Annotated in this window: 25 protein-coding genes; 11 read left to right on the forward strand and 14 right to left on the reverse strand. The window is 75.4% G+C overall.

Going from position 1 to position 22,900, the window contains the following annotated elements:
* Window positions 1-34: 34 nt before the first annotated feature.
* A complete protein-coding gene (locus PATMI_RS0123215) occupies window positions 35-649 on the reverse strand; it encodes a TetR/AcrR family transcriptional regulator (RefSeq protein WP_026912633.1) in 615 nt (204 codons plus the stop codon).
* A 93-nt stretch (window positions 650-742) separates the two neighbouring features.
* On the opposite strand from PATMI_RS0123215, the gene PATMI_RS0123220 reads away from it, so the two are divergent.
* The gene (locus tag PATMI_RS0123220) at window positions 743-1,504 is read left to right on the forward strand and encodes an SDR family NAD(P)-dependent oxidoreductase (RefSeq protein ID WP_026912634.1); all 762 of its coding nucleotides are present in this window, start codon (window positions 743-745) and stop codon (window positions 1,502-1,504) included.
* Between the two features lies 1 nt (window position 1,505).
* On the opposite strand, the gene PATMI_RS0123225 is transcribed toward PATMI_RS0123220, so the two are convergent.
* On the reverse strand, window positions 1,506-2,225 hold the full coding sequence (locus PATMI_RS0123225; protein WP_026912635.1) for a methyltransferase domain-containing protein: 720 nt from the start codon (window positions 2,223-2,225) through the stop codon (window positions 1,506-1,508).
* 23 nt (window positions 2,226-2,248) lie between these two features.
* Here PATMI_RS0123225 and PATMI_RS32745 point away from each other — a divergent pair, with 23 nt between their 5' ends.
* Entirely contained in the window at window positions 2,249-3,934 is a 1,686-nt protein-coding gene (locus PATMI_RS32745) for an FAD-dependent monooxygenase (RefSeq protein WP_051472194.1), read from the forward strand.
* Between the two features lie 52 nt (window positions 3,935-3,986).
* A complete protein-coding gene (locus tag PATMI_RS0123235; protein WP_026912636.1) occupies window positions 3,987-4,379 on the forward strand; it encodes a VOC family protein in 393 nt (130 codons plus the stop codon).
* A gap of 21 nt (window positions 4,380-4,400) precedes the next feature.
* On the opposite strand, the gene PATMI_RS35370 is transcribed toward PATMI_RS0123235, so the two are convergent.
* The 3 genes from PATMI_RS35370 to PATMI_RS35375 all read right to left on the reverse strand — a co-directional run bounded on the left by PATMI_RS35370 (window position 4,401) and on the right by PATMI_RS35375 (window position 9,483).
* Complete coding sequence (locus PATMI_RS35370) at window positions 4,401-7,340, reverse strand: bifunctional diguanylate cyclase/phosphodiesterase (RefSeq protein ID WP_051472195.1); 2,940 nt, start codon at window positions 7,338-7,340, stop codon at window positions 4,401-4,403.
* Window positions 7,337-7,738: a hypothetical protein gene (locus PATMI_RS36990; RefSeq protein WP_026912637.1), complete on the reverse strand. Its 402-nt coding sequence runs from the start codon at window positions 7,736-7,738 to the stop codon at window positions 7,337-7,339. The genes PATMI_RS35370 and PATMI_RS36990 overlap by 4 nt, the downstream gene beginning before the upstream one ends.
* A 107-nt stretch (window positions 7,739-7,845) precedes the next feature.
* Window positions 7,846-9,483 (reverse strand): sensor histidine kinase, encoded by a 1,638-nt coding sequence (locus tag PATMI_RS35375; RefSeq protein ID WP_051472196.1) that lies wholly within the window; start codon window positions 9,481-9,483, stop codon window positions 7,846-7,848.
* 127 nt (window positions 9,484-9,610) lie between these two features.
* Between PATMI_RS35375 and PATMI_RS0123260 the strand changes: the two genes are divergently transcribed.
* From PATMI_RS0123260 to PATMI_RS36995, 3 genes are all read left to right on the forward strand, one after another.
* Window positions 9,611-10,285: a response regulator transcription factor gene (locus tag PATMI_RS0123260; protein ID WP_051472197.1), complete on the forward strand. Its 675-nt coding sequence runs from the start codon at window positions 9,611-9,613 to the stop codon at window positions 10,283-10,285.
* Window positions 10,286-10,516: 231 nt separating this feature from the next.
* The gene (locus tag PATMI_RS0123265; RefSeq protein ID WP_026912639.1) at window positions 10,517-10,726 is read left to right on the forward strand and encodes a DUF6458 family protein; all 210 of its coding nucleotides are present in this window, start codon (window positions 10,517-10,519) and stop codon (window positions 10,724-10,726) included.
* A gap of 10 nt (window positions 10,727-10,736) precedes the next feature.
* Complete coding sequence (locus PATMI_RS36995) at window positions 10,737-10,895, forward strand: hypothetical protein (RefSeq protein WP_157260938.1); 159 nt, start codon at window positions 10,737-10,739, stop codon at window positions 10,893-10,895.
* 77 nt (window positions 10,896-10,972) lie between these two features.
* Here PATMI_RS36995 and PATMI_RS32760 read toward each other — a convergent pair whose 3' ends face one another.
* The 3 genes from PATMI_RS32760 to PATMI_RS0123285 are packed head-to-tail and all read right to left on the reverse strand — an operon-like array spanning window position 10,973 to window position 14,463.
* Entirely contained in the window at window positions 10,973-12,109 is a 1,137-nt protein-coding gene (locus tag PATMI_RS32760; RefSeq protein ID WP_051472198.1) for a serine/threonine-protein kinase, read from the reverse strand.
* A complete protein-coding gene (locus tag PATMI_RS0123280; protein ID WP_157260939.1) occupies window positions 12,106-12,837 on the reverse strand; it encodes a hypothetical protein in 732 nt (243 codons plus the stop codon). The genes PATMI_RS32760 and PATMI_RS0123280 overlap by 4 nt, the downstream gene beginning before the upstream one ends.
* 30 nt (window positions 12,838-12,867) lie before the next feature.
* Window positions 12,868-14,463, reverse strand: a complete 1,596-nt coding sequence (locus PATMI_RS0123285; RefSeq protein ID WP_026912641.1) for an RNA polymerase sigma factor — start codon at window positions 14,461-14,463, stop codon at window positions 12,868-12,870.
* A 275-nt stretch (window positions 14,464-14,738) separates the two neighbouring features.
* On the opposite strand from PATMI_RS0123285, the gene PATMI_RS0123290 reads away from it, so the two are divergent.
* Both PATMI_RS0123290 and PATMI_RS0123295 read left to right on the forward strand, forming a co-directional pair.
* Complete coding sequence (locus tag PATMI_RS0123290) at window positions 14,739-14,963, forward strand: DUF6458 family protein (RefSeq protein ID WP_026912642.1); 225 nt, start codon at window positions 14,739-14,741, stop codon at window positions 14,961-14,963.
* 3 nt (window positions 14,964-14,966) lie between these two features.
* Complete coding sequence (locus PATMI_RS0123295; RefSeq protein WP_026912643.1) at window positions 14,967-15,287, forward strand: hypothetical protein; 321 nt, start codon at window positions 14,967-14,969, stop codon at window positions 15,285-15,287.
* Window positions 15,288-15,308: 21 nt separating this feature from the next.
* Here the strand turns inward: PATMI_RS0123295 and PATMI_RS0123300 are convergent, their stop codons facing one another.
* Window positions 15,309-15,911, reverse strand: coding sequence for a DUF2231 domain-containing protein (locus tag PATMI_RS0123300; protein ID WP_026912644.1), 603 nt, complete (start codon window positions 15,909-15,911; stop codon window positions 15,309-15,311).
* A gap of 229 nt (window positions 15,912-16,140) precedes the next feature.
* Window positions 16,141-16,593, reverse strand: a complete 453-nt coding sequence (locus PATMI_RS35380) for a hypothetical protein (protein ID WP_051472199.1) — start codon at window positions 16,591-16,593, stop codon at window positions 16,141-16,143.
* Between the two features lie 152 nt (window positions 16,594-16,745).
* Between PATMI_RS35380 and PATMI_RS0123310 the strand changes: the two genes are divergently transcribed.
* From PATMI_RS0123310 to PATMI_RS0123320, 3 genes are read left to right on the forward strand one after another with little or no spacing between them, the layout of a single operon-like run.
* The gene (locus PATMI_RS0123310; protein WP_157260940.1) at window positions 16,746-17,417 is read left to right on the forward strand and encodes a response regulator transcription factor; all 672 of its coding nucleotides are present in this window, start codon (window positions 16,746-16,748) and stop codon (window positions 17,415-17,417) included.
* Complete coding sequence (locus tag PATMI_RS0123315; protein ID WP_026912646.1) at window positions 17,414-18,661, forward strand: sensor histidine kinase; 1,248 nt, start codon at window positions 17,414-17,416, stop codon at window positions 18,659-18,661. The genes PATMI_RS0123310 and PATMI_RS0123315 overlap by 4 nt, the downstream gene beginning before the upstream one ends.
* Before the next feature lie 59 nt (window positions 18,662-18,720).
* A complete protein-coding gene (locus PATMI_RS0123320) occupies window positions 18,721-19,065 on the forward strand; it encodes a DUF1232 domain-containing protein (RefSeq protein ID WP_051472441.1) in 345 nt (114 codons plus the stop codon).
* 27 nt (window positions 19,066-19,092) lie between these two features.
* Here PATMI_RS0123320 and PATMI_RS0123325 read toward each other — a convergent pair whose 3' ends face one another.
* From PATMI_RS0123325 to PATMI_RS37715, 4 genes are all read right to left on the reverse strand, one after another.
* Window positions 19,093-20,397 carry a cytochrome P450 gene (locus tag PATMI_RS0123325; RefSeq protein WP_051472200.1) on the reverse strand — a complete coding sequence of 435 codons (1,305 nt, stop codon included), beginning with the start codon at window positions 20,395-20,397 and terminating at the stop codon, window positions 19,093-19,095.
* Window positions 20,398-20,435: 38 nt separating this feature from the next.
* A complete protein-coding gene (locus tag PATMI_RS0123330) occupies window positions 20,436-20,891 on the reverse strand; it encodes a hypothetical protein (RefSeq protein WP_026912649.1) in 456 nt (151 codons plus the stop codon).
* A gap of 154 nt (window positions 20,892-21,045) precedes the next feature.
* The gene (locus tag PATMI_RS0123335) at window positions 21,046-21,846 is read right to left on the reverse strand and encodes a L,D-transpeptidase (RefSeq protein WP_026912650.1); all 801 of its coding nucleotides are present in this window, start codon (window positions 21,844-21,846) and stop codon (window positions 21,046-21,048) included.
* Window positions 21,843-22,772, reverse strand: coding sequence for a hypothetical protein (locus PATMI_RS37715; protein ID WP_026912651.1), 930 nt, complete (start codon window positions 22,770-22,772; stop codon window positions 21,843-21,845). Before PATMI_RS37715 ends, PATMI_RS0123335 begins: the two co-directional genes overlap by 4 nt.
* Window positions 22,773-22,900 lie beyond the last annotated feature (128 nt).

Genomic DNA, 22,900 nt, shown 5'->3' on the forward strand with positions numbered 1-22,900 from the left:
GAGGAGCCCCGAGGGGCGATCGCCGCGGGCGCGACTACCGCTCCGCGGGCGCCCACGACCGCAGGTGCGCGAGCGCACCGTCGAGCGCGGCCTCGAGCGGCCAGAGGCCCTGCTCCGTCCGGGTGAGGAGCAGGCCGCCCTCGACGGCCGCCAGCACGGCGACGCCCAGCCGCTCGGGATCCGCCTCCGCCCGGAGGTGCCCCGCCGCACGCAGCCGGCCGACGCCCGCGGCGAGCAGCGCCGCCCAGTCCCGCAGATAGGCGGTGAGCTCGCCGGCCAGCACCGGGTCCGTCGCGGCGGCCTCCGTCGCCAGCGAGCCGATCGGGCACCCCCAGCCGTGCTGCGCGTCGTAGTGGGCCAGGAGCCGCGAGCGCCAGTCCTCCCACGACGGCCAGTCGTCCAGGGCGTCGAGCGCCGGGCGCTGGGCGTCGAGGACGCGGCGGCCCTGCAGGTCGACGACCGCGCGGACGAGCTCGGCCTTGCCGCCGGGGAAGTAGTGGAAGAGCTGGCTCTTGCTCGTCGCGGTGTCGGCGCGCACGTCGTCGAGGCTCGTCCCGCCGAGCCCCGCGGCGAGGATCCGGTCCGCGGTCGCCTCGACGATCCGCGCGCGGGTCGCCTCGCCCTTCGCCGTCCGTGCGCCCGTCGTCATGTCCCCATCGTACGCACTGGACCGCCGGGTCCACTCTGCTACAACGAATGGACCAGCGAGTCCAGAACGGGCTCGCGAGAGCGGAGACGCACCATGGGAACGACGCAGCAGGGGCGCACGGCGCTGATCACGGGTTCGACGAGCGGCATCGGTCGCGCGATCGCGGCGGCGCTCGCCGCGGAGGGCGCCCACGTGGTGCTCACCGGGCGCGACGCCGACCGCGGAGCGGAGGCGGTCGACGGGATCCGGGCGGCGGGCGGCCGGGCCGACGTCGTGACCGCCAACCTCGGCGCGTCCGGGGACGCCGTGCGCGCCCTGGCGGCCGAGGCGACCGACGTGCTCGGCGGCCGGATCGACGTGCTCGTCAACAACGCGGGGATCTACCCGTCGGCACCGACGAGGGAGGTCGACGACGCCACGCTCGACGCGGTCTGGACCACGAACGTCCGGGCCCCGCACGTCCTGACCGCGGCCGTCGTCCCGGCGATGGTCGAGCGCGGATCGGGGGTCGTCCTGAGCGTCGGCTCCTGGATCTCGACGGTCGGGATGCCGTCCGGCGCGCTCTACGCGGCGTCCAAGGCGGCGGTCGAGCAGCTCACCCGCGGATGGTCGGCGGAGTTCGCCGGCACCGGCGTGCGGTTCAACGCGATCGCGCCGGGGATCACGAGGACGGAGGGCACGGCCGCCCACGTCGCGTTCCTCGAGGAGGCCGCCCGGGCGTTCCCGGCCGGCCGGCTCGGGGAGCCGGACGAGGTCGCGGCCGCGGCGGTCTGGCTCGCGAGCGACGCGGCGGCGTACGTGCACGGCACGACGCTCGTGGTCGACGGCGGGGCGCTCGGCACGCGCACGCTCTGACCTACGCGGGTCCGCGCTTGACCCCGACCCCCTGGTAGACGGCGGCGAGCGACCGGGTCCGGACCATCTCGACGCTCGAACGTCGGCGCAGCAGGAACGCGACGAACTGGGCGGCGGCCGGCCGCAGGCCGTGGACGTGGAGGTCGACGCCCCCGGCGGCGCACAGCTCCTGCAGCCGCGCCGGCGGGACGAACAGCGCCGGGTCGTGGCAGGCGGGCGGCGGTCCGCCGCGCACCCGCTCCCCGATCGTCACGAGCGAGAGCCGCGCGAACGCCGTGGCGTTGATCGTGTCGCACACGAACGTGCCGCCGGGCCGCAGGACGCGCAGGGCCTCGGCGACGGTGCCGTCGAGGTCGGAGACGTGCTCGAGGATCTCGCCGGCGACGACGACGTCGAACGACGCGTCGTCGAACGGCAGGTCCGCGGCGTCCGCCCGGACCGCGTCGACGCCGTGGTCGGCCGCGACGGCGAGCCCGGCGTCCGAGAGGTCGACGCCGACGTGGTGGTAGCCCGTCACGTGCGGGGCGAGGAGCCCGCCGCCGCAGCCGACGTCGAGCAGCCGGGCGTCCGGGGTCGTCGCGACCGGGATCAGGCGGGCCCGTGCCCGGGCGAGCCAGTGCAGCGACGAGAACGGGCCGTCCGGGTCCCACCAGCGGTCGGCCAGGTCGTCGTACTGGCGCAGGTCGTTGCGCGCGCGGCGCGGCGGGAGCTCCGGGGGCACCCGATGAGCGTAGCGTCGGGTCGGTGCGCGTCCCGGACCCCGCTCCCGTCGTGGTCGCCGGCCTCGGTCCGGTCGGGGCGACGCTCGCGCTGCTGCTCGCGCGCCAGGGCGTGCCGGTCCTCGCGGTCGAGCGGGAACACGAGGTCTTCCCCCACCCCCGCGCCGTGGCCCTCGACGACGGGGCGCTGCGGGTCCTGCAGGCCGCCGGGGCGCTCGACCCGCCCGGGTTCCCGCTGCACGCCGGCGGACCGGTGCGCATCGCCGGGCCCACCGGGAGGACGCTCGTGGAGCTGCCCCCGCCCCCGGCCGACGGCGGGCATCCGGCGCTGTCGTTCTTCCGCCAGCCGGAGCTCGAGGGCAGGCTGCGCGCGCTGCTGGACGCCGAGCCGCTCGTCGAGGTCCTGCTGCGCCACGAGGTCGTCGGGGTGCGGGACGAGGACGGTCACGCCGTCGTGCGGCTGGTCCGGAGGTCCGACGACCGGACGAGCAGCGTGCGTTCGAGCTGGGTCCTCGCGTGCGACGGCGGGCGCAGCGGCATCCGCCGGGACCGCGGGCTCCGGCTGGTCGGGCGGACGTCCGGGCACCGCTGGCTCGTCGTCGACGGGACCACGCCGCCCGGGACCGATCCGGCGTTCACGTTCGTCTGCGACCCGCGCCGCCCGTGGGTCCACGGGCCGCTGCCCGGCGGCCGGCACCGCTGGGAGTTCCTGCTGACCGCCGAGGAAGGACGCGACGGGTCGCCGGAGGACCTCGCCTCGAGGCTCCTCGGCGAACGCGTCCCGGGCGGCGGACCGGCGGTCGCCCGCGCGTCGGTCTACGTGTTCCACGCCCGGATCGCGCCGCGTCTGCGCGCCGGGCGGGTGCTGCTCGCCGGGGACGCCGCGCACCTCGCGCCGCCGTTCGCCGGCCAGGGTCTCGGCGCCGGGCTCCGCGACGTGCACAACCTCGCGTGGAAGATCGCCGCGGTGGAGCAGGACGGTCGGCCGGAGCGCCTCCTGCGGTCGTACGCTCGCGAGCGCCTCCCCCACGTCCTGACGACGACCGCCCTCGCCGTCGGCCTCGGTGCGCTGGTCCAGGTGCGTCGCGGGCGGGCGGCACGCGTGCGCGACGCCGTGCTCACGCGACTCGCGGGGTCCGCCCGGGTCCAGGCATGGATCCGGGCCGGCGGTTGGCGTCCGCCCGGCCGCGTCGGCGGGACGCTCGTGGCCGGGCGCGCGGACCACCGGGCGGGGCTCCCGCTCCCCCAGCCCGACGTCGTGACCCCTGACGGCCGGACCGTCCCGCTCGACGCGTTGCTCGGCGCGGGATGGGCCGTCGTGATCGTGGACGACGTCGGCGCGGCGGGGACGACCTCGTCCGCCACCGGCCCGGTGTCCCGTCGCCCGGCGTCCCCGGCCGCCCCGGTCGTCGTCCAGCTCGGGCCGTCCGGGACCGCCGACGACGACGGCGTGCTCCGTGCCTGGCTGGCCCCAGCGTCAGCGGCCCTCGTGCGCCCCGACCGCGTGGTCTTCGGGACGACGGACGCGGCCGGGCTCCCGGACCTCTGCCTGAGGGCAGACCGCGCACTCGGCGTCCCGCGGGACCGGAGGCGCACGCCGGGCGCCCCCTGCTCCGGCCGAGGTGCGGCGGCGTCGGTCGGCGCCGCCGGGACGGGACCACCAGACTCCGGGACGACGCCGCCCACGGGCGAGCCGACGCCCGGGACCTGACCCGCGCGGCCGCGCCACGACGGCTCCCCGCACGACCGAGACGAGACCGTGCATGAGCACCTCCCCTCCCCTGATCACCGGCGTCGACTTCGTCACGCTCCCGGTCGACGACATCGACGCGGCCGTCCGCTTCTACGGCGAGGCCCTCTGCCTCCCGTTCGTCGAGCGCTGGGCCAGCATGCCGGCCGCCGAGTTCCAGGCCGGGAACCTGACGATCGCGCTCATGGATCCTCGGGCCTTCGGCGGCGACGGCGAGGTCCGGACCCACGGGACGCCCCTCGCGCTGCAGGTCGACGACGTCCCGACGGCGCGGGCGCTCCTCGAGGAGCGGGGCGTCGTGTTCCTGGGCGACGTGCTGGACAGCGGCGCGTGCCACCAGGCCCTCTTCCGCGACCCTGCGGGCAACGTCCTCGACCTCCACCACCGGTACGCGCCCGCGGTCTGATCCCCGCGGGACGACACGCCGTCACCGCCGAGCTGCGGCGCGAGGCGCCGCCGGAGCGGTGCTCGCACGCCCGAGCAGCTCGTCGAGGTCGACCGGCGCAGGACGGCCGATGTGGAACCCCTGCGCGAGATCGACCCCGAGGTCCGTGACGCACCGCAGCACGGCCTCGTCGGTGACGAACTCCGCGATCGTGCGCTTGTTCATCCCCCGGGCGACCGCGACGAGGGAGCGGATGACCACCCGGTCGTCGTGGCTCGTGGCGCAACCCCGCACGAACTCGCCGTCGATCTTCAGGTAGTCGGACGGCAGGTGCTTGAGGTAGTAGAACGACCCGAATCCGGCGCCGAAGTCGTCGAGGGCGAACCGGCACCCGATGCGGGTGAGGCGCTCGACGAACTCCCGCGCCGCGGCGATGTCGGCGATCGCCGCGGTCTCCGTGATCTCGATGATCAGGGCGCGCGGGTCGACGCCCGTGCGGCGCAGCTCGCGCTCGATGTGCCTGAGCAGCCCGTCGTCGCTGAGCGACCGCCCGGACACGTTGACCTCGAACCGGTGGGAGCCCCCGGCGTCGGCGATCCGCTCGAGCAGCTCGAGCGCCCGGCTGAGGACCCACCGGTCGATCCGCGGAGCGAGTCCGTGACGCTCCGCGACCGGCAGGAACGCGGCGGGTGGGATGAGGTCACCGTCGTCGATCATCCGGAGCAGCAGCTCGTGCCGGTCCACCGCCCCCGTCGACAGGTCCTCGATCGGTTGCGCGAGCAGGACGAAGCCGTCCGTCCGCAACGCGGTCTCGATCCGTTCCACCCATTCGATCTGGACCTTCGTGCGGGACTCGTGGACCCGCCCGTCCGAGAACACCGCGAACCGGTCCCGCCCTGCGGACTTCGCGTCGTACATCGCGAGATCGGCCTCGACCATCAGCTCCTCCGCCGTGATGCCCGGCCGGTCGCCGTCGACGACCGCGACGCCGACGCTGACCGTGACGTCCCGAGGACGGACGCCCTCGATGCCACCGGCATGCTCCCGGACCACGCGCACGAGCTCGCCGGCGACCGTCTCGGCGTCCGCCGCTGTCGCGCGCGGGAGGAGCACGGCGAACTCGTCGCCGCCGAGACGGGCCAGGACGTCGGAGGCCCGGAGCCGACCGGACAACAGGCGGGAGATCGCGACGATCAGGTCGTCGCCGACCTTGTGCCCGAGCGTGTCGTTGACCTGCTTGAAGTGGTCGATGTCGAGGACGCAGACGGCGCCGATGTCGCCGTACCGCCGGACCTGGTCGAGCTGACGGGCGAGCTCCTCCTCGAACCTGCGCCGATTCGCGAGGCCGGTGAGGCTGTCGTGGTCGGCGAGGTGCCGCAGCTCCCCCTCGTACCGGCGTCGCTCCGTGACGTCGACGAGTTGCACGAGCACCTGGCCGCCGCTCATCGCACAGGCGTGGACGGTCACGGTCGCGCCGGTCTCCGTCGTGAGCTCCAGCTCGCCGTCCGGCACTCCCCCGTCGCGGACGAGGTCGACCCGTTCCCGGACGCAGCGAGCGTGCTCCTCGCCGACCACGGCTCCGAGGGGCGCCCCCTCGGGTCGTCCTCCGTCCACCAGCCGGACGAGCGCCGCGTTCGCCCGGCTGACGAGCCCGTCGGGTCCGATCACCAGCTGGGCGATCGTGGCCGCTTCGAACATCGCCCGGAAGTCGTCGTGCATCTTCCGCAGCGCGTGCTCCTGCCGTCGGCGGTCCGTCACGTCCCGGGCGAGGACGAAGACGCCGGTGACGCGCCCCTCGGGGTCTCGCCGGGGTGCGATCTCGAGCTCGCCGGCCGTCCCGGTGAAGGAGGAGTCGTGGTCGAGCCGCACGGTCTCGCCGTCGAGGGCCCGCCGGAAGAGGGGCTCGAGGACGGCCAGGCGCTCCTTCGAGACCACCGCGTGGAGGGGCCGGCCGATGAGCGCCGTCGTGTCGACCCCGAGCGACGCGGGCGACGTGCCGTCGAGGAGCTCGAGCCGGAGATCGGCGTCGAACAGCGCGCAGATCGCGTCGGGCATCGCCCCGACGAGCTGCCGGTAGCGCTCGGCGCCGTCGAGCGCGGCGACCGCCGCGGAACGACGCTCACCGACGATCGCGGACGTCAGCGCGACCCCGACGAGCACGACGGCCAGGAACCCCTGCACCGCCACCACCGCGTCGAGCCCTCCGGCGACCTCCGCGAACGGCCCGCGCCCTCCGACCGTCCCGAGGACCGCGACGAGTCCCACCCCGCTCGTGGCGAGCATCGTCGGGCCGCGCTGCCCCCGCACTGCGACCCAGACGAGGAACGGGAACGTGGCGTACGGATAGTCGAGGACCACGACGTCGAGCGCCCGCGGGACCGCGAACACGGCGCAGCCGACGAGGATCGCCGTGGCGGCCAAGGCGTACCCGACCGCGTCCCCCGCCGCGTCGCCACGACGTCCGCCCAGCCGCAGCAGGACCGGGACGACGAAGACCATGCCGAGCCCGTCGGCGAGACTCCAGGTCGCCCACCCTGCGAGGACCGGCGACCCCACCGTCGCCCCCAGGGCGAGCGCGCCCGCGAGGCCCGCCGAGGCGGCCGACACCACGGCACCGAGCAGCACGCTCTGCAGGCCGCGGACGCCGTCCCAGGCCGGGAGTCCCGCCCCGCGCCGGTGGCGCGCCACCGCGGCGCCGAGGAGCGGCTCGGCGGCGTTGACCGCCGCCAGGGCGACGGCCAGGGCGACGCCGGGCCGCGCGCCCAGCTGCGCGAGCAGGTTCCCCGCGAAGACGCCCGCGGCGATCGCCGGCGCCCAGCGCGCCGGGGCGAGCAGCGCCGCGGCGAAGGCGATGCCGCTCGCGGGCCAGACCACCGCGACGTGCCCCGGATGCGCCACGAACGCCAGACCGAGCTCGGAGGCCGCGTAGTACGCCACCCCGACGACGAGGACGACGAGCGGTGCGGCGCGACGGTCGGTCACGACCCGGCGCCGGGGTCGTCCGTCCGGCCCATCGCGATGAGCACCACGTCGACGCACACGCGGACCGCGGCGTCCTCGTGGTCGTGCCACCTGCGGACCCCGGACTCGACCGCGTCGCGATCGACCGGTCGGATCTCGAGGCGGGGGAGCACCTGCAGGATCGGCAGCACCAGGTCGGGGTCCTCGACGGCGACGGCGAGGAGGGTGGGGACGTGGGTCCCGAGGAGGTCCGGACGACGTCGACTCACCACCTCGAGGAGGTGGGCGGCCCGCAGGCGATCGACCGGGTCGCGTCTGCGCAGGACGTCGACGAGGCGCCCGACGGCCACGACGCTGCGGTCCGGCCATTCGTCCGGACGGTGCTCGGGACGCCGGTCGGGCTGGCTGACGGTGCGCATGGACCGAGCGTCCTTAGTCGGTGGCGTGGCCACCTGGGTAGTTCGCCGCAGATTCCGCGGGAGACTGCGGAACCCGGGCGTTCCGGGACCCGGTGGCGATGGGGGACTCAGCGACCGGTCGCCCGGGCGCCGGTCCCTGAGCGCCCCAGCGGCAGGGTGGCTCGGAGCGACGTCCCGCCGCCGGGGACCGGCTCGAGATCGAGCCGTCCACCCGCCAGCGTGGCGCGCTCGCGCATCCCCGTCACGCCGAACCCCTCGCGGCGACGGAGCAGGGCGGGATCCACGCCTCGGCCGTCGTCGACGACGTGGACGACCACCGCCTTCCCGTCGTGCCTCACATCCACGCGGACGACGTCCGCCGCAGCGTGCTTCACGACGTTGGCGAGCGCCTCCTGGACGATGCGGTAGACGGCCGTCTCGTGCTCCGCCGGCAGCCGGTCGGCCGGGAGACGGACCCGGAGAGCCACCGCGACTCCGCCGGTGGCCCCCACGCGGTCGACGAGGCTCTCCAGCGCCGGCGTCAGGCCGAGCTCGTCGAGCGCGGCGGGCCGGAGCTCCGTGATCAGCGTCCGGAGCCGCGCGATCTCTCCTGCGACGGCCGTCCCCGCATCCCGGACGCCGTCCGCGAGCATCTCGTCCGTGGCCTGACGCTCGAGCATCTCGAGCCGCATCCGCAGTCCCGCGAGTCCCTGCAGCGTCTCGTCGTGCAGCTCACGCGCCCACCGGCGGCGTTCCTGCTCCGCGCCGTCCAGCGCGTCACGCAGCCGGGATTCCCCGACGTGCTGGGCCGTCGCGACCGCGATCGCGGCGCTCGCGGCGAATGCGCGGAGGAGCTCCTCGTCCTCCCCCGTGAAGTCGGGCCCGCCGTTCTGTCGGTCGAGGGCGGCGAGCACCCCGAGAGGACGCCCGCGGAAGATCAGCGGCACGAGCATGCTGCTCTCCACCCCGTGCAGTCCCATCCGGGCGGGGGCGTGCCCGAGGTCGCGGGCCGCCACCCGCCGGGCGACGCCGCTGCGCAGCACCTCGCCCGCCGTCGACGTCGCCATCGGGATCCGGGCGCCGCGCGTCGCACGCCCGGCGTCCCCGGCCGCGGCCGCGATCTCCAGCTCGTCACCGGCGGGCAGCGAGATGACCGCCGTACGGGCGTCGATGAGCCGACGACCACGGGACACCACGAGCTCGAGAACCCGGGCGAGCTCGGTCTCGTCCCCGATGGCGCGGGTGATCGCGGTCGTCGCCGCGAGCGTCTGGACGAGGTGGGCGGCCTCCGCTCGCCGACGTCGGACCTCCTCGCAGGCCGCGGCGTTCGCCGCCGCGACCGCCGCCCAGTCGGTGAGGACCTCGAGCGCCTCGACGTCGCGCGCGTCGAACGCGTCGCCGTCGCCGCGCGACGCCAAGCGCAGACGGGCCCACGGGGCCCGACGCACCGTCACGTCGGCCGTCAGCACCCCGGACGGGACCGGGTCGCCGCAAAGGGCCGCCCACGCGGATTCCGCACGCGCATCGTCGATCACGCCGTCGAGGCGCAGGGAGAGCGCCCGTCGGTGTCCGTCAGGTCCGGCCTCGCGGACGACGACCGCGTGCCGAGCACCGGTGAGCTGCTGCGCGCTGGTCAGCAGCTCGCGCAGGATCCCGTCCTCGTCCAGCTCCGCGGCGAACCGACGACCCGCGGCGATCAGCGCGCGCATCCGGGAGTCGTCCAGCGCGACGTGCTCCGAGGTGGGGTCCGGATGGAGATCCAGCACCGGGGCAGTGTCGCCGAGGTGGGCGGAACGGTGTCCGGGGCTGGACGTTCCGACGATCGGGCCGCCCGGACCCGAACGGACGTCCGCGTCGCGCGACCCCGCCGGAGCACGACGGTACGGTCGCCGGATGACCCGGCCGTCCGATCCGTCCGACGAACGGCCCGTCCCCTTGCGCGTCGCCCTGGCCGACGACCACGAGGTGGTCCGCCGGGGCCTCCGCCTCGTCCTCGAGTCCGAGTCCGACATCCGCGTCGTCGCCGAGGCCGGGAGCGCCGAGGCCGCTCGCCGGGCCGTCCTCGGACACAAGCCGGACGTCCTGGTCCTCGACCTGAACATGCCCGGCGAGTCGAGCCTCGATGCGATCCCCCGGATGCTCGCCGAGTCTCCTGCGACCGCGGTGGTCGTCCTGACCATGCAGGACGATCCGGCCTTCGCGCGGGCCGCCCTGCTCGCCGGTGCCCGCGGGTACGTGCTGAAGGACGCGGCGAGCAACGAGCTGGTCCGGGCTCTGCGGGTCTGCGTCGAGGGTGGGACGTACCTGCACCCGTCGCTCGGCGCCCGCATCGCGGCGGCACCCGAACCCGCCGGCCCGCCCGACGACCTGTCGCCCCGGGAGCTCGAGGTGCTGCGCATGGTCGCACTCGGGCACACGAACACGGAGATCGCCGAGCTCCTCTTCCTGAGCGTGCGCACCGTCGAGTCCCACCGCGCGAGCGTCCAGCAGAAGGCCGGCCGGAGCACACGGGCGGAGCTCGTGGCCTACGCGCTCGAGCACGAGTTGATCGGCGCCGCTGCTCGGTAGTCCTCCCCTCCCCACGGCGCCGGGGTGACCGCGGAGCTCGCTCTCGCGCCGGGATCCGGGGGTGGCCGTCGACGACGACCACGTCGGCGCCGCCGCAACGTGTGGGGATGGCGAAGGTCAGGCACGATCCGGCGAAGATCGACCATGCGTCGAGCGAGCAGTTCCGCGGGGTCCACGGGGGTACCGACGACCAACGCCGCAGTGGCGACGTCCCCCAACGAAGGAGAAGACATGACCTACGGAACCGCGCTGTTCCTCATCGCCGTCGGAGCCATCCTGCGCTTCGCGGTACACGTCCACACCAAGGGCTTCAGCCTCCACACCGCCGGCACGATCCTGATGGTGATCGGCGCGATCGGCCTCGTGCTGAGCCTGATCTGGGGCCTGTCCGCGGCGCGACGCCGGGACACCGTCCTCGTCGACGACCGTCCCCGATACTAGGAGCCCGGCCATGAACCTCTACGGACTGGTCGTCCTCCTCGTCGTCGTCGCCCTCGTGCTCTTCCTCGCGAAGATCGCGATCGGCGGCGGCATCATCGGCGTCGTCGCGCTGATCCTGCTCGTCTGGGTCGTCCTGAACGGACGGCGCGCGGGCCCGCGGATCCGCTGAGGCTCGCCGGACTGCGGCGGCCGGACCGGCCCCGTGGTCGAGCTCGGGGCCCGGGCCGCGGCGGGCCGCTCAGCCGCTCACCGCGGCACCCCGTCGACGATCGACCGCAGGGACCGGAGCTGCTCGGTCAGCGGGGCGACGGAGGAGGCCGGGCGCGGCACCGCCTTCGACCCGTCGCCCGACGACCCGACCGCCGCGACGAGCACCACGAGCACCACGACGGCCACGAGCGCGACCACCGCACCGACGGCGCGTCGGTCGCGCCGTGCCCACGCCCGGACGGCGCCGCCGGGGACGCCGGTCGGCGTCCCGGGGCGATCGGGAACGGGCTCCGGAGACCGGCCGCCACCGGTTCGCGGTCGTCGTGCGCCGGCGTCGCCCGGGCCCCCCACCGGGGAGAGCGGGCGGCCCCGTGGCACCTCGTCCCGCGGGAGGCGGGCGTCGATGCGGGTCGGCGCGGTGCGGTGGTGCTCCGGTGCTCCCGCGGGGTCGACCAGGATGCGCAGCGCGTCGACGGCGGAGGACGGGCGGTCCTCCGGCCGGGACCGCGTCAACGCGTCGGCGAGCCGGTCGAGTGCGTCGGACGGAGCGACCGCGGCGATCTCGCGGAGGACGACGCCGGCGGCGAAGAGGTCGCTCGCGACGGTCGCGGGACGCCCCTCGGCGACCTCGGGTGCGAGGTACTCGAGCGTCCCGATGACCATCCCGACCTGGGTCAGGGGCGACGAGCCCTCGGTCCTGGCGATCCCGAAGTCCGCGAGGTGCGCGTGGCCCTCCGCGTCGACGAGGACGTTGGCGGCCTTGACGTCGCGGTGCACGATGCCGGCGCGGTGCACCGCGCCGAGGGCGCCGAGGAGCTCGAGGGCGAGACGCTCGGGATCGGGCACCGGAAGGTCGGCCTCGCGGAGGAGCCGCGCCAGGTCCCGACCGGGGACGTGGGCCATCACGAGGAAGGGACGGCCGTCCTCGAGCCCGTGGTCGTAGACCGTGACGACGTTCGGGTGCTCGACCGCCGCCGCGGCCCGCGCCTCGCGGGTGAACCGCGTCGCCCACTGCGGGTCCCCGGCGGGGGCGTCGGCGACGATCTTGATCGCGACCGGACGGTCGAGGCGCCGGTCGTGCGCCAGCCACACCGACGCCATGCCCCCCGCGCCGAGCGGGCGGTCCAGGCGGTAGCGCCCGTCGGCGAGCGCGGCTCCGGCCCGCAGGGTCATCTCGTGCCGCCACGGGACGGTCCGGCGGCCTTCCCGCGACCCGCGGGGGGACCGCCGGGGCCGGCCGGGCCACCCGCCTGCCCGGGGCCCTTCGAGCCCTTCCCGCGCTTCTCGGCGTCCTTCCCGCGGCGCTTCGCGTCCTTGGCCCGCTGCTTCGCGTCCTTCGCCCGCTGCTTCGCGTCCTGCGACGGTGTCCTCGCACCCGCCGCGGGAGCCGCCGCGGATCCGGGGACGCCCGGCCCCGCACCGGGGTCCGGGGTCGACGGCCCACCAGTCGTGGTCGGGGCGGTGGTCGCACCGGTGGCACCCGACCCGGGCGCGGTCGTGACGGGCGCGGGTGTCGTCGACGCCGTGGACCCGCCGCCGGTCGACGGTGCCGTGGTCGTCGTGTCGGCCGTCGACGACGTGGCCGGCAGCTCCGCGAGGATGCGCGCCCGCGTCCGGGCGATGCCGGTCCGCAGGGCGTCGGCCTGCGCGGAGCTCAGCGCGCCCGTGCGCCGACGCTCCGCCACGGTCGTCGAGAAGGTCCGCAGGGCGCGGAGGGCCGCAGGTCGGTCCTCCGCGCTCGCCGCGCGCTGCACCGCGGCGAGCCGTCCGGAGAGCTCCCGGCCGGTGCCGTCCGATGACGACGGGACGGACGACCCGCAGCCTGCGAGCAGCAGGAGCGGGACCGCGGCGACGAGTCCGCGGCACCGGTGGGTGATCCGTCGCACGGGTCCGATCGCCACGCGTCCGGTCTCGGCGCGGGGGTCCACCGATCAGTCGCCCTTGCCGGAGTTCGAGGGTTTGGTGCTCGTCGAGGATCCGCCCGGCGTGGTCCTCGCGGGCGGGCTCGCCGACGTGGTCGTGGTGGTCGACGGCTTCGACGACGTCGTCGCCGAGGATCGTCCGGAGTCCGAGGTTCCGCCGGTCGAGGAGCCGGAGCCCTTCGCGTCCTTCCGCTTCGCGGCCTCGGCCTTCGCGGCCGATGCAGCCTCGGCCTTCGCCGACTTGGCCTTCGCGGCCTCCGACTTCGCGGGCTTGGACTTCGCCGCTTCGGCCTTCGCCGCCGTCGCCTTCGCGTTCGACTTCGCCGTCTTGGCGTCCGCCTTCTTCGCCTTGGCTTCCGCCTTCGCCTCCGCCTTCGCCGTCTTCGCGTCCGCGGTCGACGCGGCGTCCGCGCGTCCTCCACGGTCGCCCGGAGGCGCCGTGGAGGCCGAGCCCGCACCGGGCGCACCGGATGCACCCGTCGTGCTGCGGTTCCCCGCCTCGCGTCCCCGTCGGGTGGCCGCCACCCCTCGCGCGTCCGCAGGCGTGCGCGCACCGGTGGCCGTGCCCGGGATCGCCGGCGAACGGACGGTGCCGCCGGGGCCCGCCGGGGACCGGTTCGCGCCGGCCCCCGGTGGTGCCGACCGGGCGGGTCCGGGTGGATCGTGGGAGACCACGTGGTCCACGGCCACCGCCCCGCCCGCGAGGGCCGTGGTGGCGGCCACCACGGCCACGATCTTCGTCGCACCCGCGAGCGCGAGGCCCCCGCCGACCCCGGCCGTCGCGCCGACGCCCCCCGACACGCCGGCGCCCGCGGTCCCGGCGACCCCGGCGCCCGCACCCCCGGCGATCCCACCGCCCGCGGCACCGCCCTTGAGGAGCGCTGCGAGGCCCGCCGCACCCGCGAGGGGCACGACCGGCGACAGCGCGGCCAGGTCCTTCGGGCGCTGGGCGAGCGCTCCCTGGAACGTCCGGCACGACCGGCAGCTCCGCAGGTGCGCCCGCATCCGGCGCGTGCCGACGACCCGGCCGTCGTCGTCCGAGAGGGTGCGCTGGACGGTGTCACAGTCCATGGCGCGACCCTCCGCGGCGTCGCCGAGCCCCTTGCGCGCCTCGTAGATCGTCTGCTTCACGGCGCGCGCAGAGGTCCCCAGCGCGACCCCGATCTCCTCGTGACTGAGCCCGCTCAGCTCCCGCATCACCAGCGCGCCGCGCTGCCGTTCGGGCAGGTCCTGCAGGTCGGCCCGGAGGTGCCCCAGACGCTCCCGGGTCTCCACCGTCCGGTGCACCGTGTCGTCGTCGCCACCGACCCGGTCGTCGAGCTCCGCCGTCTCCGGTCGTCTGCGGATCAGCGAGATCGCTTCGTTGTGCGCGATCCGGAAGAGCCAGGGCCGTAGGTCCAGGTCGCGGTCCTCGGTCTGCAAGGCGGCGAAGGCCTTCACCATCGTGTTCTGGAGCGCGTCGTGCGCGTCCTGCTCGTGACGGAGGATCGAGCGGCAGTAGCGGAAGAGCTCCGTCCGGTGCCGCTCGTAGAGCGCGGCGAAGGCCGCGGGATCCCCCGCGACCGCCGGCGGGTGCTCCCGCGAGGCCCGGGAGCGGCGCTTCAAGACGCGTGTCGCTGCCTGCACCTCGGCCCCCCTCTCGTCCGCTCATGCCCCTGCGACGTCCACAGCGGGCCAGGGTCAGGTTGTACCCGATGAAGAAGCGCGCAGGGCGGGTCGCTCGACGAACGGCGCCCCGGTGTCCCCGCGGTCCGCGGTCGTCCCTGACCTTGACGGTCGCGGCGCGTTCCAGGCTGGTACGAGCAGATCGCCGGCCGCACCCTCGCGGTCGTCGGGACCATCCCGGTCGCTCGACGGACCCGAAACGACGGACCACGCCCATGACCTACGGAACCGCCCTCTTCCTCATCGGCGTCGGCGCGATCATGCGCTTCGCCGTGCACGCCTCGACCTCCGGGTTCAGCATCCACACGGCCGGCACGATCCTCATGATCATCGGCGTGGTCGGCCTCGTCCTCAGCGTCCTGTGGGCCGCGGCCTTCGCCCGGCGCCGGGACGCGCTCCTCGAGCGGCCGGTCGTGCGCGAGCGCCGCGAGCGCTGGTAGTCCGTGTCCATCGAGACCCCCGCCGAGGCGCCCGACGCCGCCACGTGGGCCGCGGGACGCATCCTGCTGGAGGCCCAGGTCGTGCACGGGCGCGTGACCGCCGTCGTCCGCACCTGTCGCGACGGCCGCGCGCCCGCGCTGCGGGAGCTCGACGCGATCTCGGTCGCGCTGGAGACGATGTGCGCCCGGCTGGGCGAGGCGCAGAGCGGATCGCCGGCCTCGGACGCTCCTGCGCTCTGGGCCGCGGCCTCGTCCATCCGGACGTCGCTGGACATGGTCGGCCACCTCCTCACGGACCTCCGCGTCCGGCCGCCGGTGATCTGAGCTCCGCCCCGACCTGTCCGCTCAGCGCTCGTCGCCGTCCCCGTGCCCCGGGGCCGCCGCGGCGGGGGTGTCGTGCCACACCGAGCGGGCGCCGGCCTCGCCGGTGCGGTAGATCCAGATCCCGGAGATCACCGAGAACACGAGCACGAGCAGCGCGAGTGCGGCGGCGACCTGCGGCTGGCCCGGGAACGCGCGGGGTGCCTCCCCCGGGATGCCACCGATGCGGTCGACGGCGGTCGGGGTCGCGGCGGCCGCGGCCGGGTCCGCGCCGGACGCGGCCCGTCGGCGGTAGCGGACGGCCAGCATCGCGAGGATCAGGATGACGCCGTAGGCGATCAGGATCGTGCCCATCTGGTCGCCGAGCTCCGTGTGCTTCTCGAGGAGCTTGCTCGGCTCGGTCCGCGCCTCGAGCTTCTCCCCCGTGGACGGGGTCACGAGGCCGAGGAAGATGCTGAGGACCCCGGTGACGAGGAGCGGCCAGCTGAGCCAGCGGCGGAAGCGCGGGATCAACGCGTAGGCGAGGCCGCCGATCGCCCCGCCCGTGGCGACGACCACGGTGAAGTGGACCATCAGGGCGTGGGTCGGCAGCCCGTTGACGTTGTCGAGGATGTCGGCGAGGGCCATGTGGGCTCCGGTGGGAGGCGGGTGGTCGGCCGTCCCGCGTCCGCCGCCGTCCGCCCTGGGGCGGAACGGCGCCGACCACGCGACGACCTCGGGAGCACGGTGCCCGGCGACCGGACAAGCGTCGTCGAACGAACCGACAAGAAACGGCAAAGGCCGTCCCCCGGGCATCGGCGGAAGGCTGGATGCAGAGGCCCCGGCAGCGGGCGAGACCGCGGCCGGGGCCGGATCGTCAGGAGACGCGGGTCGCGGGCGTCGGGGCGACCACCGGCAGGCGGCGGGCGACGGTCGCCCGTGCCCCCAGGACGGCCCCGGCCAGCGCGACGACGCAGCCCTCGATCCACAGGCTCGAGAGGCCGAGGCCCTCCGTCCAGTTGCCGATGTCGCCGTGCGCCTGCGGCAGCCCGGTCGTCCGGGTCAGGACGAACCCGACGATCGCGCTGGCGGCCAGTCCCCCCGCGGCGGCCCAGGCGAGCTTCGAGCCCGTCCGGATGAGCTCGGCGCCGACCGCGATGCAGCCGAGGATGAGCGCCATGTACATCCAGAACATGTAGGGGGTCTCGCTGTACTTGCCGGGGGCGTCGAGCAGGTGCACGAGGCCGATGCCGGCGACGCCGAGGGTGCCGACGGCGCGGGCGATGGCGTCGCGGACGGTCGCGTCGACGGTGGGATCGGTGGGGTTCATGGTCGGGCTCCGGTGGGTTCGGGATGGAGAGACGGCGGGACGCCGTGTCGTGGTCCCCATGGTGCGGCGCGGCCGCCCAACCGCCGGGCAGCTCCGCGGAAAGCTTTGGCAAAGGCCGGTTCGGAGCCCCCTTCCGGCCCTACGATCACCGTGTGGAGCGCCTACTGGTGGTCGAGGACGACGACAGCATCGGCGAGCCCCTCGTGCGCGCGCTGCGCCGCGAGGAGTTCGAGGTCGAGCACGTCACGACGGGCGAGTCGGCGCTCGTCCGCCTCGCGAAGGTCCGGTTCGACGTCGTCGTCCTCGACATCGGCCTGCCGGGCATCGACGGCGTCGAGGTCTGCCGGCACATCCGGCGCGACCACCACGCCACCGCCGTCCTGATGCTCACCGCGCGCAGCTCCGAGCTCGACGAGGTCGTGGGGCTCGACGCCGGTGCCGACGACTACGTCACCAAGCCGTTCAGCCTCGCCGTCCTCACCGCCCGCGTCCGGGCGCTCGTCCGCCGCCAGTCCGCGCCGACCGTCGGCCCGGACGCGATCGAGGTCTCCGGCCTCCGGATCGACCGGTCCTCCCGGCAGGCGTGGCGCGAGGACCGGGAGCTCGAGCTCGCCCCGAAGGAGTTCGACCTCCTCACCACGCTGGCCTCGCACGCGGGCGAGGCCGTCCGGCGCGAACAGATCATGAGCGAGGTCTGGGACGAGAACTGGTGGGGCTCGACCAAGACGCTCGACGTGCACATCGGCTGGCTGCGGCAGAAGCTCGCCGATCCGCCGCTGATCACCACCGTCCGCGGCTACGGCTTCCGGCTGGAGCGCGCGTGAGGCGCAGGCTGCTGCGCTCGACGTTGGCCATCGCGCTGGTCGCCGTCGTCGTCCTGGGGCTCCCGCTCGGGGTCGTCGGGACGGAGCTCCTGCACCAGCGGGCCGACATGCGCCTCGAGCGCCGCGCGGACGCCGTGGCGCTCCGCGTCGCACGGGCCGAGTCCTCGGGGACCCCGCTGACGACCGCGCTCGTCGCCGACCTCCTCCCGCCGCACCAGGCGGTCCAGATCACGAAGGACGGCCGGAGGATCACGCTCGGGTCGCTGCCGACGCACGACGTCACCCGCGTGACCTCGGGCGACGGCGGTCCGCTCCGGGCGACCCTCGTCGCACCCTCGGGCGTCCGGGGCGACGACGTCGGGACCGTGTGGGTCGCGATCGCCGGGCTGGCGGTCCTGGCCCTCGGCGCGGCCGTCGCCCTGGCGACCGTGCAGTCCCGGCGCCTCGCCGCGCCGCTCGAGGAGCTCTCCCGTCGGGTCGAGCGGGTCGGGGAGCCGACCTACGACGACGGACCGGTCACCGGGAACGTCCCGGAGATCGACCGCGTGCAGGTCGCGCTCAACCGCGCCGACGGGCGGCTCGCGGACCTCATCCGCCGCGAACGCGAGTTCACGGCCAACGCGTCGCATCAGCTGCGGACCCCGCTGACGGGCCTGCGGATGCGGCTCGAGGAGCTCCGCACGCTGGCGGACCGCCCGGCGATGAGCGTGGAGGCCGACGCGGCGCTCGTGCAGGTCGACCGGCTCGTGGCGACGATCGAGCACCTCGAGACCGCGGCCCGTCACCGCGACGACGCGCCCGACCGCGTCGACGTCGGCGGCCTGGTCGCCGAGCACGTCGACGCCGGGCGTTGGCGCTCGCGCTTCGACGACGCGGACCGCGACCTCCTCGTGCTCAGCGACGACGCCACGTGGGGGCGCGCCGCGCCCGAGACCGTCCGCCAGATCCTCGACGTCCTGCTCCAGAACGCGCTGGACCACGGCACCGGACGGACCCGGGTCCGCGCGACCTCCCCGGGCGACTTCGTCCGTCTGCGGGTCGCCGACGACGGACGCATCGGCGGGACGGACGCCACGGCGATCTTCGGGCGGGGCGTCGGCACGGGCAGCGGCATCGGGCTGACCGTCGCGCGCGAGCTCGCGCGTCGCGACGGCGGCGATCTGCTGCTGGTCGACACGGCACCGACGACCTTCGAGGCGCTGTTCCCCGCGGGCGACCCGGGACCCACGGGAGGTCCGGCGTGACCACGCTGCTGTGGATCGCGGGCGTCACGCTCGCCGTGTGGGCGCTCAGCTGCGTCGCCATGGTCCTCTTCGCCCGGCGCCTCCCGCCGGGGCTCCTGCGCGACCTCCTGGAGTTCCTCCCGGCGTGCGTCACAACCGCCCGGGCGCTGCGTGGGAGCCCCGAGGTCCCCCGCCGCGCGAAGGTCGCGCTCCTCGTCGCGATCCTCTGGGTGCTCTCCCCCATCGACCTGCTCCCGGAGTTCCTGCCGGTGATCGGTCCGCTCGACGACGTCGTCGCCGTCGTGCTCCTGATGCGCTTCGCAGCGCGGAGCGTTCCGCGGGAGCTCATCGAGGCGGCGTGGCCGGCGAACCCGCGGCTGCTGCACCGGATGCTCGACGGGCGGCGCGGGCGATCGGGGGCCTGACGGGCCGGGACGACGTGCCGGACCTCCTCAGGCCCGCTGCACCAGGACCTCGCCCCCGCGGTCCGGCACGACGACGAGCAGGCTCCTCCGCGCCCGCTCGGGCTCCGGGCGCACGGGCGAGAACCGCAGCCCCGACGCCGCCCGGAGGACCTCGCGCAGCTCGAGCTCGGCGAACGGCGCGCCCGCGCAGCGCCGGACCCCGCCGCCGTAGGGCATCCACGACCGCATCTCGTCGAGCTTCCCGAGCCAGCGCTCCGGCCGGAAGGCCGACGCCTGCGTCCAGAGGTCCTCCCGGCGCATCGCCAGCCAGAGGCAGGCCGCGACCTGGACGCCGGCGGGAAGGCGGTGCCCCGCGATCGTCACGGGCTCCGTCAGGAGCCGGGGCGCGATCGTCAGCGCGGGCCGCACGCGCAGGACCTCGCGGACGACCGCGTCGATGTAGTCGGGGTCGCCGTCGCGCATCCGGTCCTGGACGTGCGGATGGCGGGCGAGGCGCTCGAACGCCCAGGCGAGCGTCGCGGCCGAGCTGTCGTGCCCGCCCATGAGGAGCGCGACGAGCTGGTCGCGGACGTGGCGATCGGTGGTCGGTCGTCCGTCCTCGTCGTGCTGGTGCAGCAGGACGTCGATCACGGCGTCGCCCCGCGGGGCCGCGCGACGGCGGGCGATGACGTCGAGCAGCACCGCGTCGAACCGCTCGACCGCCAGCCGGAAGCGCCCCCACGGGCTGCGGGGGCCGAGGTCCCGCTGGACCACGGCCATCGACAGCATCCGCGGCAGGCTGCGCACGTCGTCGAGCGCACCGTCGATCGCGGCGCGCAACCGGTCGACCTCCGTCCGGTCGCCGGCGCCGAAGATCACGCGCAGGATGATCTCGAGCGTCAGGTGCCGGGACCGCTCCAGGGTGGTGACCCGGCCGTCCCAGCCGCCGAGCTCCTGCGCGGCGACCTCGGCGATCGTCGGCGTGAGCTGCCGCATGCCGGCGCCGCGGAACGGGGCGCCCATCAGCCGGCGCTCGCGCAGGTGCGGCTCGCCGTCGAGCAGCAGGATCGAGTCGGGCCCCGCGAAGGGCCGGAGGAACTCCCAGCTCTGCCCCGCGGGTGCGACGCCCGGGTCGAGCCGGAAGATCTCGCGCACCGCGTCCGGGTGCGAGAACAGCACCATCGGCTCGGGCGTCCAGTACGTGCGGATCGTGACGGGGTCGCCGAACCGACGGTGCGTCCGCTGGAGGAACGCCCCGGGGCGCGCCATCCAGGCGAGGGTCTGCCAGAGCGCGGGCGCCCGCGGACCGGCGGGGAGCGCGGAGCCGGTGCCGTCGTGTCCCCCGCGCGCCACCGGACGAGGGTAGCGCCACGGGGATCAGGCCTCGTGGCTCAGCGGGCCTGCTTCGACTTCTCGGCCTGCTTGGCCGCGGCGGTGACGCACCGGCTGAACGGCGTGCCCTTCGTGCCCTTGACGTGCTTCTTGCCGAGCGCCCTGCACGCGACCTTCGGCGAGGTGCTCGGCTTCCGGTCGACCTTCGCCAGCGCGACGACGCACTGCGAGAACGGCGTGCCCTTCTGCCCCGCGACGTGCGTCTTCGACTGGCCCTTGCAGAGGACGCCGTAGCCCCGCTTCTTCTCCGCGGCGGTCGGCTCGGCCGGCGTGGACGGGGTCGTGCCGGTGGTCGTGGTGGCCGTGGTGGTGGTCGCCGGCGTCGTGGTCGTCGTCTTGGGCCCGTGGGGCGCGCCTTCGGGCTGGTCGGCGAGCGCGAACGGTGCGGCGGCGCCGAGCGAGACGCAGGCGGCCGCCAGGACGGCGGTGGTGGCGTTCTTGCGGTTCGTGGTCATGGGGGGTGTGACGCCGGACCGCCCCGAAGGTCAGGGCTGACCTCGGACGGTCGTGCACCCACGCCCGGGGCGGGCCTCGAGGGTGTGCGCCGACGCCGATCGCCCCCCCGCCACGGCCGGGCCGGGACGGGGCTCCCGCGCCGCCTGCCCACGGTCAGCGGATCGTGACGGGGGTCCCGATCGGCAGCAGCCTCGCGAGCCGCAGGACGTCGGCGTTGCGCAGGCGGATGCACCCGTGCGACACCGCGCCCGGGAGGAGGTCCGGTCTGTCGGTCCCGTGGATCCCGACGACGCCACCGCCGGGCCAGTCGGTGAGCACGTCGGAGTGCGCGCTGAGCCCGAACGCCACCGGGCCGTAGATCGCCCCGAGCGTCCGGCCGGACAGCTCGTTCCGGACGTAGAACTCGCCCGTCGGCGTCGGCGACCCCGGCTTCCCGACCCCGACCCGGACGCGGAGGACGACCGTCCCGGAGCGCACGAGGGTCAACGTCGTCCGCCGCAGGTCGACCTGCACCCACGTCGCGACGCGGCGCATCGTGCCGAGGACGTCGCCGGGGACCCACCCGACGGAGCCGTTCGGCCGTCCGGGGGTGCGGACCCGCAGCCACGTGCGGCCGTCGGCGTCCGCGGTCCGGGCGAGCACGAGCACGAGCTCGGTCGTCCGGTCCTCCGTCAGCAGCCGGAGCTTCGCCCCCGCCGATCGCGCGGACATCGACGGAGCGACGCGCGGGGTGAACGCACGGTCGACGAACGCGTGACGCGCGAGCACCCCGGGGTCGTAGAGGTCCTCGACCGCCGGGAAGCGGGGGCGCGCCGGGACCGTGGACCCCATCGTCGGACCAGGCGCGGCCGACGCGGACGCCGCCGGGAGCGCGACGCCCGCCAGCGCGATCGCGACCGCGCCGGCGAGCGCCCGACGCATCCGGTCGCCCCGGACGGCGGACGCGGTGCTCACCCGGTGAAGCGGCCCGCGCGCGGTGCGCGGACGACCCGGGGGGCCAGGACGCGACGCCGGTCCGCGCCGAAGCAGACCTCGGACTGGAGCACGAGGGTCCCCGCGCGTGCCGCCTTCACGCGGAAGGTCGCGACGCCGGCGACGTCGGTCCGCCGGTTCTGGACGCCGCCGGGGTAGGTCGCCCGCACGAGCGCCCGGTTCAGTTCCTGGCCGCTGGTGCTGCGGATCGTGACCCGCACGATCGTCGTCTCCCGGGCGCGCAGGCGCAGCGTCCTCGGGGTCGAGATGCATCTCGCACCACCGCGCGTCAGCCTGCCGGTCGGCGCCGGGATGAACCCCGTGGTCGGGACGGTCGGGGTGCCGGCCGGCACGACCGGGGTCCCCGGGGCCGCGGGCGCCCCCGGGGTCGCGGGCGTGCCCGGAGCGGGCGGCGTCGCGGGGGACGCCGGGGCCGCCAGGATGCACGGGACGTCCACGACGACGCCCGCCGCCTGACCGAGCCCCGACCCGTTGTCGGGCTCGAGCTTCACGCGGAACGACGTCGCGGCCTGGGTGGCCGTCCGGAAGTCGTAGGCGATCGTGGCGGTGTGGTCCTGCGTGTCGCCCGGGACGAGGTCGACCTCCGGAGGCGAGAAGACCGGCGTCGGACTCGTGCCCTTGAGCTGCAGGAGCTTGAAGGTCGCGTGGGCCGGCTTCGAGACGTCGGACCCGAACGTGAACTGCAGCGTCTGGGCCTGCGACGCCGTCACGCATCCGAGGTACGAGACCTTGATCAGGCCGTTGCCGTTGTCCTTCACCGTGTAGAGGCTCGGGTTCGGGGCGACCGAGTACCGGATCGCGTCGGCTGATGCCGACGACGCGGTCGCCAGACCGACGCAGGACGTCGCGAAGACGGCTGCGGTGAGGCGGTGCTTCGTGCTGCTCATGGTGTTCGTCTCTCTTGGGGGACAGACGCGGCGCGCCCGTCGTTGCAGGACCGACGATGCCCTCCTCACACGAGCGCAACCGCTGGATATCGGCCTACTCCGGGCCCTATGGGATGCGGCCGGACGGT

Source organism: Patulibacter minatonensis DSM 18081 (genome assembly GCF_000519325.1).
GTDB classification, from domain to species: domain Bacteria; phylum Actinomycetota; class Thermoleophilia; order Solirubrobacterales; family Solirubrobacteraceae; genus Patulibacter; species Patulibacter minatonensis.